At 32.5% G+C, this 14,187-nt stretch carries 12 protein-coding genes and 2 riboswitches; of the genes, 8 read left to right on the top strand and 4 right to left on the bottom strand.

Features of this window, described 5'->3' with window-relative positions; genetic code table 11:
- Positions 1 to 62: 62 nt before the first annotated feature.
- Positions 63 to 1,481, top strand: coding sequence for a [FeFe] hydrogenase H-cluster radical SAM maturase HydG (gene hydG / locus ACWJKP_RS17570; protein ID WP_165412617.1), 1,419 nt, complete (start codon positions 63 to 65; stop codon positions 1,479 to 1,481).
- 299 nt (positions 1,482 to 1,780) lie between these two features.
- Positions 1,781 to 3,226, top strand: coding sequence for an NAD(P)/FAD-dependent oxidoreductase (locus tag ACWJKP_RS17565; protein WP_165412618.1), 1,446 nt, complete (start codon positions 1,781 to 1,783; stop codon positions 3,224 to 3,226).
- A gap of 141 nt (positions 3,227 to 3,367) precedes the next feature.
- Here ACWJKP_RS17565 and ACWJKP_RS17560 read toward each other — a convergent pair whose 3' ends face one another.
- Positions 3,368 to 3,526 carry a ribbon-helix-helix domain-containing protein gene (locus tag ACWJKP_RS17560; RefSeq protein ID WP_165412619.1) on the bottom strand — a complete coding sequence of 53 codons (159 nt, stop codon included), beginning with the start codon at positions 3,524 to 3,526 and terminating at the stop codon, positions 3,368 to 3,370.
- A 97-nt stretch (positions 3,527 to 3,623) separates the two neighbouring features.
- On the opposite strand from ACWJKP_RS17560, the gene ACWJKP_RS17555 reads away from it, so the two are divergent.
- The 3 genes from ACWJKP_RS17555 to ACWJKP_RS17545 all read left to right on the top strand — a co-directional run bounded on the left by ACWJKP_RS17555 (position 3,624) and on the right by ACWJKP_RS17545 (position 6,626).
- Positions 3,624 to 4,751, top strand: coding sequence for an RNA-guided endonuclease InsQ/TnpB family protein (locus ACWJKP_RS17555; RefSeq protein ID WP_165412620.1), 1,128 nt, complete (start codon positions 3,624 to 3,626; stop codon positions 4,749 to 4,751).
- 179 nt (positions 4,752 to 4,930) lie between these two features.
- A complete protein-coding gene (locus tag ACWJKP_RS17550; protein ID WP_165412621.1) occupies positions 4,931 to 5,293 on the top strand; it encodes a Na-translocating system protein MpsC family protein in 363 nt (120 codons plus the stop codon).
- A gap of 142 nt (positions 5,294 to 5,435) precedes the next feature.
- Positions 5,436 to 6,626 carry an L-lactate MFS transporter gene (locus ACWJKP_RS17545; protein ID WP_165412622.1) on the top strand — a complete coding sequence of 397 codons (1,191 nt, stop codon included), beginning with the start codon at positions 5,436 to 5,438 and terminating at the stop codon, positions 6,624 to 6,626.
- A gap of 202 nt (positions 6,627 to 6,828) precedes the next feature.
- Here ACWJKP_RS17545 and thiT read toward each other — a convergent pair whose 3' ends face one another.
- Positions 6,829 to 7,470, bottom strand: a complete 642-nt coding sequence (gene thiT, locus ACWJKP_RS17540) for an energy-coupled thiamine transporter ThiT (protein ID WP_165412623.1) — start codon at positions 7,468 to 7,470, stop codon at positions 6,829 to 6,831.
- 87 nt (positions 7,471 to 7,557) lie between these two features.
- Positions 7,558 to 7,662: riboswitch (TPP riboswitch) on the bottom strand.
- Positions 7,663 to 7,938: 276 nt separating this feature from the next.
- Between thiT and ACWJKP_RS17535 the strand changes: the two genes are divergently transcribed.
- Complete coding sequence (locus ACWJKP_RS17535) at positions 7,939 to 8,802, top strand: polysaccharide deacetylase family protein (protein ID WP_165412624.1); 864 nt, start codon at positions 7,939 to 7,941, stop codon at positions 8,800 to 8,802.
- Positions 8,803 to 8,868: 66 nt separating this feature from the next.
- Here the strand turns inward: ACWJKP_RS17535 and metA are convergent, their stop codons facing one another.
- The gene (gene metA / locus ACWJKP_RS17530) at positions 8,869 to 9,786 is read right to left on the bottom strand and encodes a homoserine O-acetyltransferase MetA (protein ID WP_165412625.1); all 918 of its coding nucleotides are present in this window, start codon (positions 9,784 to 9,786) and stop codon (positions 8,869 to 8,871) included.
- A gap of 112 nt (positions 9,787 to 9,898) precedes the next feature.
- A riboswitch (SAM riboswitch) is annotated at positions 9,899 to 10,010 on the bottom strand.
- 245 nt (positions 10,011 to 10,255) lie between these two features.
- Between metA and ACWJKP_RS17525 the strand changes: the two genes are divergently transcribed.
- Positions 10,256 to 11,602 (top strand): MATE family efflux transporter, encoded by a 1,347-nt coding sequence (locus ACWJKP_RS17525; RefSeq protein WP_165412626.1) that lies wholly within the window; start codon positions 10,256 to 10,258, stop codon positions 11,600 to 11,602.
- Positions 11,603 to 11,682: 80 nt separating this feature from the next.
- On the opposite strand, the gene yjeM is transcribed toward ACWJKP_RS17525, so the two are convergent.
- Positions 11,683 to 13,215: a glutamate/gamma-aminobutyrate family transporter YjeM gene (yjeM, locus tag ACWJKP_RS17520; protein WP_462961335.1), complete on the bottom strand. Its 1,533-nt coding sequence runs from the start codon at positions 13,213 to 13,215 to the stop codon at positions 11,683 to 11,685.
- Between the two features lie 238 nt (positions 13,216 to 13,453).
- On the opposite strand from yjeM, the gene ybaK reads away from it, so the two are divergent.
- Entirely contained in the window at positions 13,454 to 13,924 is a 471-nt protein-coding gene (ybaK, locus tag ACWJKP_RS17515; RefSeq protein WP_165412628.1) for a Cys-tRNA(Pro) deacylase, read from the top strand.
- Positions 13,925 to 14,187: the final 263 nt, after the last annotated feature.

Below are 14,187 nucleotides of genomic sequence, written 5' to 3'. Positions count from 1 at the left end.
AATCAAGGTCTATAAGAGTTTGACCATTTATAAATAATAAATATTAAAAAGGGGTTTATGCTATGTATGATAATAAGTCTAAAAATGCAACTGAGTTTATTGATGACGGTGAAATTTTATCTACCATTTCTTATGCTCGAGAAAATAAAAGAAATCGTGAGCTAATTGATAGCCTGATAGAACGTGCAAAAGACTGTAAGGGTCTAACACATAGGGAGGCTGCAGTACTTCTCGAATGTGATTTGGAAGATGAAAAAGAAAAAATGTTTAAACTGGCAAAAGAGATTAAGCAGAAGTTTTATGGCAATCGTATTGTTATTTTTGCTCCACTATATCTTTCGAACTATTGCGTAAATGGTTGTGTGTATTGTCCATATCACGCTAAAAATAAAACAATATCCCGTAAAAAACTTACGCAAGAAGAAATAGCGCAAGAGGTTATAGCACTTCAGGATATGGGACACAAGCGATTGGCCTTAGAATCAGGAGAAGACCCGGTGAACAATCCAATTGAATATATCCTTGAAAGTATAAAGACCATTTATAGTATTAAGCATAAAAATGGAGATATCCGACGTGTAAATGTCAATATTGCTGCAACTACAGTGGAAGAATATACGAAACTTAAGGATGCGGGCATCGGTACCTACATACTTTTCCAGGAAACATATAACAAAAAAAGTTATGAAGAGTTGCACCCAACAGGACCAAAACATAACTATGCATATCATACTGAAGCCATGGATCGTGCCATGGAGGGCGGTATTGATGATGTTGGAATCGGAGTTTTATTCGGTTTAAATATGTACCGTTATGACTTTGTTGGACTACTCATGCATGCAGAGCATTTAGAGGCATCTATGGGTGTGGGTCCACATACAATTAGTGTTCCACGCATTTGCCCTGCTGATGATATTGACCCAAATGCGTTTTCAAATTCAATCTCAGATGAGATGTTCGAAAAAATTGTGGCTATTATTCGTATCGCTGTTCCATACACTGGCATGATTGTTTCCACCCGTGAATCGAAAATAACTCGTGAGCGTGTTCTGGAACTGGGAATATCTCAGGTAAGCGGAGGCTCATGCACCAGTGTTGGCGGATATTCGCAGAATGAAACGGAAGAAGATAACTCGAAGCAATTTGAAGTAACCGATACCCGAAAATTGGATGAGATCGTAAACTGGCTTTTGGAGTTTGGGTATATTCCAAGCTTTTGCACCGCCTGTTACAGAGAAGGACGCACAGGTGACCGTTTTATGAGCCTTGTAAAGTCAGGTCAAATTGGAAACTGCTGTCAGCCCAATGCACTAATGACACTTAAAGAATATTTAGAGGATTATGCTTCACTTGATACCAAGAAAAAGGGCGAAATGGTAATTGAAAATGAGATTCCTAATATACAAAATGAAAAGGTTCGTGCAATTGCAATAGAGCATTTAAAAGAGCTTAAGGAAGGAAAGCGAGATTTCCGTTTCTAATATTACAAAAAAAGATATAGCAAAGTTTTGCTATATCTTTTTTAATGTTATGGGTCTATACAGGTATTTCTATTAGTACGTCTGAACCATCAGTATAAGAATTCATATATATCATTTTATATACTATAGGGTTATAGTACTAAACAATTATAGGGATTTTGTAAGGATTTGAAATGAAAAAGAAAACGACTTTATTGAAATATCTATTATAATGCAAATAATTATATTATAATAGATATTAACAAAGATTAAATATTAAAAGGTTTTAAATATTAATAATATGTTGAGAGGGGATATTTATGTATGATGTAATTATTATAGGAGCAGGAGTAGTAGGAGCAGCTATAGCAAGGGAACTTTCAAAATATAATCTAAAAATAGGGGTTTTAGAAAAAGAAGATGATGTTGCAACTAAAGCATCAAAAGCAAATAGTGGCATAGTTCATGGTGGATATGCTGCAAAGCACGGTACATTAAAAGGACAATTATGCGGAAAAGGAAACAAAATGTATAGAAGTCTTGAGGAAGAATTAAATTTTGGATACAGACAAACAGGAGCTTTAGTGATTGGATTTAATGAAGGTGACGAGAAAAAAATTACTGAGCTTTATGAAAATGGTCTAAAATTAGGCTGCAATGATTTAGAGGTGATAAGAGGAGAGAGACTAAAAGAAATAGAGCCACACTTAAATAGTGAAGTAAATGTAGCACTTTATGCTAAAAGTGTAGGGGTAGCGTCTCCTTATGAATTTACAATTGCATTAGTAGAAAATGCTATAACTAATGGGGTAGAACTTAAGCTTGAAAATGAAGTAATATCTATAGAAAAATTAGAAGATAAGTTTATTGTGCATACTAACAAGGAGGATATTAAAGCAAGATATATTATAAATGCTGCGGGGATGCATAGTGATAATATAGCTAACATGGTAGGAATCGATGATTTTAAAATAACACCAAAGAGAGGCCAATATATTTTAATGGGAAAAGATCAAGGTCATCTTGTAAATACTGTTATTTTTCAAGTGCCTACAGATAAAGGAAAAGGGATATTAGTAACTACAACTTATCATGGCAATTTTATGATAGGACCTAATGCGGAAGAAGTGAGTAATGGAGATGATGTTTCAACTACCGCTGAAACATTAAAAGATGTTATTGTGGCGGCTAGAAAGTCCATACCTGATTTTAATGTGCGAGGCGCATTAACTACTTTTTCAGGGATAAGAGCTAGTAGCAATACGGGGGATTTTATCATTGAGGAAAGCAGAGTTAAAAGTTTTATTAATGTGGCTGGGATAGATTCTCCAGGGCTTACATCATCGCCAGCAATTGCTGAGAGGGTGGTAGAAATACTTAAGAATTCAGGAATGAATCTTGTGAAGAATAATAATTTTAATCCTTATAGAAAAGGAATAATAGTAAAAAAGGATAATAGTTTTGATGGAAAAGTTAATCATGAAGACAAAGTAAAAAATATAATATGCAGATGTGAGCAGGTTACAGAGGCAGAGATTATCGATGCGCTTCATAGAAATATACCAATTAACTCTATAGATGCGATTAAAAGACGTACAAGAGCAGGAATGGGAACTTGCCAAGGAAATTTTTGTAGATCTAGAGTTAAGGCTATAATTGCAAGAGAACTGAATATTTGCGAAGATAAAGTGAGTGTGCGAGGCAAAAGTGATTCTAAACCACCTGTTAGAGCGGAAATAAATTTGATTAGGAAATTTAGACCTTAGCAAAGTATGATAAAGTAACAAACTACAACCTTAAATATTATTATTTACAATTATCAATTGATATGCTAAAATTACTGATTATATCAAGACTTTGATTCTATTTATATGATTTATGGAGGTTAGCAACTGTTTAAAAAAAGCCTACTTTTCAGTAGACTTTAATAACAACTCTATTGCTTTATCAAGTAGTTTCGACATTGGGATACTTGTCTCTTTGGAATATGTTTTCAATTGTTTATAGAGTTCTGTTTTAATTGCGTTACCTAATGGTGTTCTTGTTTTTAAATCGGTTCTTGCCATTTTATCACCTCATTAAATATATTATAATATATTTGAATACTGATTGCAACTGATATCAGCATGCGATATAATATTATTAGAAAGTGAGGTGAGAAAAATGATAACATCAATGAAAGTTAGATTAGAGCCAAACAACAAGCAAAATTCTAAATTGTTACAATGTTCGGGTACTGCAAGGTTCATATATAATTGGACACTTGCAAAACAAGAAGAAAACTATAAGAATGGTGGCAAATTTATTTCTGATAATGATTTAAGAAAGGAAATAACTCAATTAAAAAAAACAGAACAATACCAATGGCTAAATTCCATTAGTAACAATGTAGCTAAACAAGCAGTTAAAGATGGTTGTGAAGCATATAAGAAGTTCTTTAAGAAATTAGCTGATAAGCCAAAATTCAAGAGCCGAAGGAAGTCAAAGCCTTCTTTTTATCATGACAATGTAAAAATTAAGTTTAGTTCAACTCATGTTCAATTAGAAAAGCTAGGCAAAGTTCAGTTGTCAGAGTATAATAGAATCCCCACTGGTGTTAAATACAGCAGTCCAAGGGTTAGTTTCAATGGTATTCATTGGTATATTTCAGTAGGTATAGAATCAAGTCAAGTACCAGTAGAGTTAACTGGCGAGAGTATAGGGATAGATTTAGGAATTAAAGATTTAGCTATATGCTCAAATAAAGAAGAACCATATAAAAATATTAATAAGAGTCAAAAAGTTAAGAAATTAGAAAAGAAATTGCGTAGATTGCAACGTAAGGTATCTAAAAAATACCTATTAAATAAAAAAGGAGGAAGTTACGTTAAAACAAGCAATATTATAAAACTTGAAAAGAACATTATAAAGTTACACAAGAGTCTTGATAATATTAGAACTGATTATAGACACAAAATAACTACAGAGATAGTGAAAACCAAACCGTCAAGAGTAGTTATGGAAACATTAAATGTAAAAGGAATGATGAAAAATAGACATTTATCAAAAGCAATTGCAAAACAAGGATTCTTTGAATTTAAAACCATGATGAAATATAAATGTGAAAAATATGGAATTGAATTCGTAGAAGCAGAGAAATGGTTTCCATCATCCAAAACTTGTAGTGTGTGTGGTCATATAAAGCCAAAACTATCACTATCAGAAAGAGATTTTATATGTGAATGTTGTGGGTCTATAATAGATAGAGATAAAAACGCAAGTTATAATTTATCGAGATATAAGGTAGCATAGGTCACTTAAACGAATTATGCTATTGTGTACCCTAAGTTATTAGGGGAATTTAAGCCTTTGGAGTGTTATATCAAACGAAAGTAGTATCCTTTGGGATTACAAAATCGGACACAATGAATGAGGAAGTAAACTTAAAGGTGTTTTTGTAACTTTTTATAAGTTTTGCGTAACGGAGCTCAATGACAAAAGGACAAATTGAAGCGAAATTAAGCGAAGCAATTAGTAAATTTGAGATTGAACACATGGGTAGAGGTCCAGAAAAAATTCGGACAATCATATTTCAAGATTTAATATTAGTAAGACTTAAAGGATTTTTAAGTAAATCAGAAAAAAGCTTGGCTCAAAGCAAGGAAGGCGTCGATTTAATTAAAAGACTGAATATTGCTTTGTTTGAGAATGCAAGAGAAAATTTGGAAGAAACTATAAAATCTATAATTGATGTTAATATAGTAAGTACTTATTCTGATGTGAGTACCAAAACAGGTGAAAAAATTATAGCTATAATTGTAGACCAAGATATTGAAGAACGATTAATAAAATAATTATGGAAGACGCATTGAAGGGTCAATGACCAGTCAAGGGGTAAGCCAATAACAATAACTCTGAGTGAGGAGTTTTTGTCATTGGCTTTTTTATTGATTTTAATTTTAGAGAAGTATTATAAAAGACGAAGGGAATGATAATATGAAATTTAAGCAAAGGTGGATATATGTGATTTTGGGAATTATAATTATGATGTGCTTAGGCACTGTATACTCATGGAGTGTTTTTAGGATTCCAATTGAAAAGGCTTTTAATATAGGATCTACTCAAAGTGGCTTCCCTTACATGGTTTCTTTAGCAGCTTATTCATTTTTTATGTTTATAACTGGAAAATATTTAGAAAAATACAGTCCAAGAATGATTATTTCTATGGGCGCACTTCTTGTAGCATTAGGATGGATATTATCTGCATATGCACCAAATATATATATTTTAACTGTAACATATGGGGTAATAATTGGCGCTGGCGTAGGTATAGCATATGGAGCTCCGATGACGGTAGTAGCAAAATGGTTTCCAGAAAAAAAAGGCTTAGTAGTAGGTATTGTATTAATAGGATTTGGTTTGTCACCACTTATAACAGCTCCACTTGCAAGAAATTTAATAGAAAGTTATGGAATAACAAAAGCTTTCCTTATATTAGGTGTATCTTTTGGGGTAATAATACCTTTGCTTTCGTATCCATTTAGATATCCGTCTGAGGTGGAAAGTAAAAGTCTTGAAACAACTTCAAGCACAAAAATTCATATGAATGGTACGAATACTGCTAAAATGATTAAATCAAAAAACTTTAAAGGGCTATATGTAAATTTTATGATTGGATCAATGATTGGACTAATGTTAATTGGAATGACAAGTAATGTTGGTGTAGAACTAATAAAGCTATCCCCCAAAACAGTAGCTTTATTAATGATCGTATTTGCGGTTTTTAATGGAATAGGTAGACCTATATTTGGATTGATTACGGATAAGTACTCGTCTAAAAATGCCATGCTAATTTCTTACGCACTAATTATTATTGCAGCATTATTAATGCTAGTGGCAAATGAAGGTAGTTTAGCATTATTTAGTATAGCGTTTTCGATATTTTGGTTTAATCTTGGAGGATGGTTAGCTATAGCGCCTACTTCAACTCTTGATATGTATGGAACGAAACATTATAGTGAGAATTATGGTGTTGTGTTTACGGCATATGGTATAGGAGCCATTATCGGGGTGTTGGCTTCGGGACTTCTAATGGATATCCTTGCGAATTATAATTATATCTTTTATTTTATAATTGGTTTATGTATTATGGGTATTCTTTCATCTCAAAGAATGATTAAAACATAATCTAACACAATTGCTGAGTTTAGTGGGCTAGAGTTAAGGAATGAGTGATAGTAATTTCAAAGTTATTATATTTAATGCTACGTAATATTATATTACGTAGCATTAAATATAATACAGTAAACTTCATGATGAACAGAATAATGTATTAGTATAATTTTTGGTTGAAGAAAAACCTGAAGTAGGTAGTAGATATATTTTGAGGTTAATTTAGAACTTTGGTTATAGCTAACTTTGATAATCGTTTTAAAGGTAAGAGTCCAATAATTACACAGGTGATAATGGTTTCCACACTTAGGTATGAACCGTTATATAAAAGGGAGTATAAATAAACAGAGGTTCCTTTTGGGGCATAGCTTCCGAAGAACACTACCCCAGATATAAAATGGCATGTAAATCTAGCTAGCATTGCTACGACTACGCCAATAAGTATGACCTTAGTATTACGTGATCTAAAGTAACCAACTATTCCAATGGCCATAAAAGGAAGCGGATAATCAAATAGTACTTGCACTGGATGGAGTGCGAAGGGTGCTACTAAAAAATTAATAATTCCAAATAAAAAACCTGTTAAAAACCCAACTTCAGGACCATAAAATAAGGATATAAGTATGATTGGAACCATGCTTCCAGCAGTAATGCTACCACCTTGTGGTAATTTTATAATTGTAATAAACTGCAATACAGTAGATAATGCAAGAGATATACCAACTAAAGTTATCATCTGCGTAGTAAATTTAATTTTCCTAACTTTCAAAACTGCATAGATTAATAACAAAACCCCTAATAGTGCAAAAAGAGCAATGGGGGTTTTTGTAATTTCAGTGATTCTTTCGTTAAAAGTCATTTTTATAGCCTCCATGTATTGTGCTACAGAGGTATTATGGTAAAAACAAAAAAACTATATTCACAAAAGGAATATAGTTAATGTACTTATACATCATAACCGCTTTCCTCCGCTGGTATTATCCAGATCAGGTATAAGGGTCAATGAATTAAATATTCATATCTCAGCCATTAGGCACCCCTAGCACATATTATTATTATTACTATAATATAATTATATAGAAGTATATTATATTTTACAACCTGTTTTAGATATTTATGAATTAAAAGAAAATAATAAAATAAAGAAAATACCGGAAAAGATTGATTTTATAATCTGGATGGTATAAAGTTAATAAATGTAAGGTGATCAATTTAGCATTAGGGTTACAAAATACTCAGGGAATTTATTATTAAGGGGTTTTATATTAGATGATGAAGATTAAAAAATAATATGTGTTTCCGAAAAAATACATACAAGGAGGTTATTATGAGAAAAAAAATATTTTTAATATTTACACTCATTATTTTAATGTCTCTTTCGGGGTGTTCAAGATCGAAGACTGCTACAATAAAAAAAACTGCGCCAGTTAAACCAGCAACTGCAGTTGAACCCATTAAACCGGCTGAACCCGCTCAAACCTCTTCGATACCCGCTTTTGATAAGACTGCTGTTATGAAGGCTTCAGGAAAGAGTGTTCCAGTTTTAATGTACCATTCAATTGACTACGAAAAAGATAATCCTATTCGTCTTCCTGTTAAAAGATTTGACGAGCAACTAAAATATTTAAAAGATAATGGTTATTATACTATTACACTTACTGATTTATATGATTATCTTATTAAGGATATACCAATACCTGAAAAATCTGTAGTTCTTACTTTTGATGATGGGTATGAAGATAATTATACGGAGATGTTCCCTGTTTTGAAAAAATATAATTTTAAAGCAACAATTTTTGTTATTACTGGTAGTATTGATAAAAGTCCTAACTATATGACTTCGAAACAGCTTATAGAGATGGAAAAATATGGAGTGGACATAGGGAGTCATACCGTAAAGCATGAAAATTTAAAAGAGATGCCTAAGGATAAGCAACTAGAAACTTTAGTTAAATCTAAAAACGATTTGGAAAAAATATTAAATAAACAAATAAAATTCTTTTCCTACCCATATGGTGGATACAGCAAAGCTTCAATTGAGGCTGTACGAGAAGCAGGGTATACAATGGCTTTTAGCACTGACGGCAGATGGTCTTCCAAAGAGGATGGTATACTTTCCTTACATAGAGTATATATAAGTTCATTCCATGACATGGAAGAATTTAAGAAACGTATTTCTAATACAGATTAAATTTTAATAAAGTTCAATATTAAGAGTTGGGTCCCTAAGTTACTAGGGGCCCAACTTTTATATGTATTATTCTAGGTACACCAAATTGTAAGGTGTCTCCTGATAAACATAATAATTTAACCAGTTTAAAAAAAGCAAACTTGAGTGACCTCTCCATTTCACGATAGGTATTTTTAATGGATCGTCTTTTGGATAATAATTTTCTGGGACATTTATATTTAATCCGTTTGCTATATCCCTGTCATATTCATTTTTTAATGTTAATGGATCATACTCTGAATGTCCGGTTATAAAAATTTGGCGTCCCTTTTTTGCTGATACAATGTAAATTCCTGATTTCTCAGATTCTGATAAAATTTCAAGCTCATCTATTTTATCAATATCAACTTTTCTTATTTCAGTATGTCTTGAATGTGGAACATAAAATTCATCGTCAAATCCACTAAAAAGTTTAACGTTTTGCTTTGTTATTTTATGTTTAAACACTCCAAATACTTTACTATCAAGTTTATGTTTTTGCACTCCGTAATGATAATGAAGCCCTGCTTGAGCACCCCAACAAATATGCAAGGTAGAGTATACATTGTGAACACTCCATTCCATAATTTTTTTAAGCTCCTCCCAGTAATCCACTTCTTCAAAGGGAATACTTTCAATTGGCGCTCCAGTTATTATCATTCCATCAAATCTAGAATTCTTTATTTCTTCAAAAGTATTATAAAATTTAATTAAATGTTCCTTCGATATATTTTTACATGCATGGCTTGCAGGGTGAAGAAGAACTATATCAATCTGTAGTGGAGAGTTCCCAAGAAGTCTTAAAATTTGTGTTTCAGTATCGATTTTTGTTGGCATAAGGTTTAAAATCACAATTTTTAAAGGCCGAATATCTTGGTGAAATGCGCGGTCTTCTGTAATAGTAAAAATGTTCTCTTTATTTAAAGTTTTAAACGCTGGAAGATTGTCAGGTATTTTTATTGGCATTTACATCCTCCTTGTAATTAGGCATCTTATAAAAAAAAGCTGCTTTCCTATAAGGAAAGCAGCATGATTAACTTTAATAAACAATAAAATTGTATTATAAAATTTGCTATCGTCCTTATCTTTCAGATTTTATAATCTGATGGAATTGACACCATTGCACTCCACTTAAGAATGCTGGTTGTCGGGCATCATCGGGCCAGTCCCTCTGCCGCTCTGGATAAGTTGTATTCAGTTGTTATTGCTTAGTATATTACTCGTAAAAGCAATTGTCAATAGGTAAAAATGTCTTTGTTTTATTTTTGACAATATTGAACATATGTGTTACGATTGCTACTGTTCATCGGAGGGTATATAGGTAATTATATGCTGGATAAGATGGTTGGATAAAGCCAACTGCCTTATCCGGCATTTTTTTATTTTAGGAGGCACATATTATGGCACAACAGAACATTTTAACAGAAAGGTTATTATGAAACAAGAGAACATTTTAACAGAGGGTAAGGTTATCCCAACGCTTTTAAGATTTGCATTTCCATTTCTATTAGCAAGCTTACTGCAAGCACTCTATGGTGCAGCTGATTTGTTGGTTGTTGGACAGTTTGATAATTCGGCGCAAGTTTCTGCTGTGGCGACAGGAAGTCAGATTATGCAGACAATCACAAGCGTTATTCTTGGATTGACCACAGGAGGTACTATTTTAATTGGCAACTATTTGGGTGCAAAAAAATATAAAGATATTGCAGAGTCAGTTGGAACTATCATTTGTACATTTGGTATAATAGCAGCTGTGTTGACTGTAATTATGGTGGTAATGACAGGTACTATTACAAATTTAATGAATACGCCAACAGAGGCATTTGAACACACAAAACAATATATTTTTATCTGTTCTTGTGGTATTCCATTTATTATAGGGTACAATGCGTTGAGTGGTATTCTGAGAGGGCTAGGCAATTCAAAAGCACCATTATTCTTTATTGCGGTAGCTTGCGTAACTAATATTATGGTAGATTTAATATTAGTGGGTGGGTTCCATATGGGGGCGCCAGGAGCTGCAATTGCTACTATAGCTGCTCAAGCTATAAGCTTCATAATTGGGGTGCTGCATGTAAAAAAGATAGGTTTTAACTTTGAGTTTCATCGTAGTCATATTAGGATTGAAGCAGGAAAAGCAAAGAAGGTATTTAAGCTAGGATTACCAATAGCATTACAAGATGGTTTAATTAATATTTCTTTTATAATAATTACAGCAGTTATTAATGTAATGGGACTTACTGCTTCTGCATCTGTAGGTGTTGTCGAAAAAATAATTGTATTTACAATGCTTCCAACGATTGCATTTGCTTCAGCGATTGCAGCAATGACAGCTCAGAATATGGGGGCAGGAAAGAAGGGAAGAGCAAAACAATGTTTGTATATAGGCACGGGATGCTCATTAATATTAGGAATAATATGTTATGCATATGCACAATGGAATCCAACATCGCTTACAGCATTGTTTTCGAGGGATACAGCGGTCATAGAAACAGCTGCATTATATATTAAATCATACAGCATCGATTGCATTTTGGTATGCTTTGTATTTTGTATGAACTCGTTTTTTAGTGGTTGTGGTAATTCGTTATTTCCAATGATTCACAGTTTAATTGCTACATTTATCATTCGTATACCGTTATCTTTTGTTTTAAGTAAAATAGTAGGTATGACGCTATATGAAATTGGATTTGCTTCTCCTCTTGCAACATTCGCATCACTTGTAATGTGTATAATCTACATGAAATCAGGTAAATGGAATAATAATAAAATTATTTATTGAGGAAATTATATAATATAATGTGAAAAGCAAAAAGATGATTTCTGTGAACACAGAAATCATCTTTTTGATTCAGAATAGACTTATTTAAAATTTTTATTTGCAAAGGGTATATTTTTATTTAAATATTTCTTTTCATAGTGGCTATACATAAACCAGGCAACAGCCGCAAAGAATACTGGGCCACCTATACTCTGAAGTGTTATGCTCAATTTTCCTTCCAGTGCTGGTTGTATTATTGAGAAGAAGTTTGCAAATCCAACAGTAAACATAACTACTATTGTCCATATTAGTGCACTTCTGTCAGTTTTGAATATTTCAAAAGGCTTAATAATATCTTTGTTTTTCTTAAATGGTGCAAAAGCAAAAGCTATAAACATGTATGGAAGAGTCATAGCTACATTAGTCATAGCTACTAACACAACGAAAAAACCTGACATATTCTCTCCACCAAAGGATACAAGAGCAATAATAACACAAACTATTGTAGCCTGAATCCACATAGCCCTTTGAGGCATTCCATTTTTCATTTCTGCCATTTTCCCAGGCCATAATTTAGCTGGAGTACCTTCAATTAATTGTTTTAATGGAGAAAACATTAATGTGAAGAATGCACCGGCTAAAGCTAAGAACATTGAAAGCCCAACGAATCTAGCTACTCCATGCGCCAAAGCTAAACATGTTGCTTCGCTTGCACCGAATGCACTACCAAGAGAATACCCTAGGTTACTCATTACTACATAACCAACATTACCTAAGTGAACGCCATTGCCAGTCATAACATTTGACCAGTTAGTAAATATACCAACAAGGAATAGTCCAAGTGCGTATCCAACTGAGATAATAATTGCTGAAATAACAACACCCTTAGGGAAGTTTTTTTCAGCATTTTCTGTTTCGTCAACTAGTCCTCCAACAACTTCAATACCACCATAAGCAAATATAGCAAATACTACGAAAGCAAATGATGAAATCATATTTCCCGAATAAGCAGGATCTGGCGAGGATATGAATGAACTAAGTCCAGTTATTGGCTGAGCTAACTGGCCATGATTCCCTATAAGGACTAGTAGAGATCCGACTAATAATACTACATTTAACAATGCAACTGCAGTGCCACCTAGTGAAGTTACCTTCTTAATTTTATCTAATCCCTTAGTTGATATAAATGTAACAAATATTATCCAAAGCATTCCAAGTATTCCTAAAGTTTTAGGCCCGGTTAATCCAAATAAGGCCCAAGTCTGTGTTGTATCTTTACCAAATATTGCATTTGATATTGGAACCCAAACTCCTGAGGCAACGTTAACCATCCAAATTACATAAGATGCATACCACATGAACGTTGCCATAAAAGCGAATTTAGCCCCCACTGATTTTTCCATCCATGAGTAGATTCCACCTTTTTCATCCTTGAAAGCTGCACCAAACTCAGATAGCATGAAAGCAAAAGGAATAAAAAATGTTATTCCAGACAGTATGTACCAAGGAATGGCAGCATAACCCATTTTATAGAATGATCTGGGAATGTTGTTAAATCCATAAACCGAAGTAAAAATCATTAAAACTAATGATACCAATGTTAAATGTTTAGTACTTTTTACTTTTACCGACATGTTTTTTCCCCCTTTAATGTACATGATTTAAGTTAATTTACTTTGTTAATATCATTATATAGCAACTGGTAAAAAATTCAATAGCAAAGGGGTTATTTATAGTTAAAAATTGTAAAATAGACCATTATATACTATTGAGATTAGGTAAATAGTGCATAAGGTAAGAAAAGAGGATATAATAAAGGAAGCTTTGAAACTAACTTTTTATTGTAAATCCATTTAAATAAAGGGGAAGATGATGATAAAAACAAATGCTATGCGAATTTTAGATAAAGGGAATGTAGAATACAATGTTATAACTTATGATATCAAAGATGATAAAATAGATGGAGTGTCTGTGGCAAATAAGATAGGTAGAGATGAAAAGTATGTCTATAAAACTTTAGTGACACATGGAATTTCTAAAAATATTTATATTATATTAATTCCAGTTAGAGAAGAAATAGACTTTAAGAAAGTAGCTAAAGTAACTAACGAGAAAAGAATAGAAATGTTAGATTTAAAGGATCTTCAAAAGGTTACAGGATATGTTAGAGGGGGGTGTTCCCCTATAGGTATGAAGAAACAGTATAAAACATTTATTGATAAAAGTGCTCTCGAAATAGAGACGATAATTGTAAGTGCTGGAAAAATAGGAGTTCAAATAGAAATCAACGCAAATTTATTAAAGAATAATGTGGAGGGTGAGTTTGCTTTTTTAGTAAAGTAATCTAACAATTATTCTGAGTGATTATCCAATCGGGATAATAAATTATCATAGGGTGGTGTATTAGCAATTTTAAAATAGGGGATGTTAATGATAAATTACGTTTCTAAAAACTTTTAACGACATTTCAGAAGGAAAGTCTCACACTTCTATAAGTGGGAGTATATACTATAAGTTGAAGTATTTGAACATTTGGGTGTAAAATATTATAATATGCAATTATAACTAAGATAAGAAGAAGTTGAACTTAGGTTACAAAAGAATGT

It is taken from the genome of Clostridium sp. CM037 (assembly GCF_055081095.1).
Note: the sequence above shows the minus strand (reverse complement) of the source record. Positions and strands in the feature narration are given on the sequence as shown.

What these genes read in the sequence shown, in the direction of transcription:
- ACWJKP_RS17550 (WP_165412621.1), top strand. Translation starts at nt 4,931, where the DNA reads ATGACAAAAGGACAAATTGAAGCGAAATTAAGCGAAGCAATTAGTAAA.
- thiT (WP_165412623.1), bottom strand. Translation starts at nt 7,470, where the DNA reads ATGACTTTTAACGAAAGAATCACTGAAATTACAAAAACCCCCATTGCT.
- ACWJKP_RS17555 (WP_165412620.1), top strand. Translation starts at nt 3,624, where the DNA reads ATGATAACATCAATGAAAGTTAGATTAGAGCCAAACAACAAGCAAAAT.
- ACWJKP_RS17545 (WP_165412622.1), top strand. Translation starts at nt 5,436, where the DNA reads ATGAAATTTAAGCAAAGGTGGATATATGTGATTTTGGGAATTATAATT.
- metA (WP_165412625.1), bottom strand. Translation starts at nt 9,786, where the DNA reads ATGCCAATAAAAATACCTGACAATCTTCCAGCGTTTAAAACTTTAAAT.
- ACWJKP_RS17525 (WP_165412626.1), top strand. Translation starts at nt 10,256, where the DNA reads ATGAAACAAGAGAACATTTTAACAGAGGGTAAGGTTATCCCAACGCTT.
- ybaK (WP_165412628.1), top strand. Translation starts at nt 13,454, where the DNA reads ATGATAAAAACAAATGCTATGCGAATTTTAGATAAAGGGAATGTAGAA.
- yjeM (WP_462961335.1), bottom strand. Translation starts at nt 13,215, where the DNA reads ATGTCGGTAAAAGTAAAAAGTACTAAACATTTAACATTGGTATCATTA.
- ACWJKP_RS17560 (WP_165412619.1), bottom strand. Translation starts at nt 3,526, where the DNA reads ATGGCAAGAACCGATTTAAAAACAAGAACACCATTAGGTAACGCAATT.
- ACWJKP_RS17535 (WP_165412624.1), top strand. Translation starts at nt 7,939, where the DNA reads ATGAGAAAAAAAATATTTTTAATATTTACACTCATTATTTTAATGTCT.
- ACWJKP_RS17565 (WP_165412618.1), top strand. Translation starts at nt 1,781, where the DNA reads ATGTATGATGTAATTATTATAGGAGCAGGAGTAGTAGGAGCAGCTATA.
- hydG (WP_165412617.1), top strand. Translation starts at nt 63, where the DNA reads ATGTATGATAATAAGTCTAAAAATGCAACTGAGTTTATTGATGACGGT.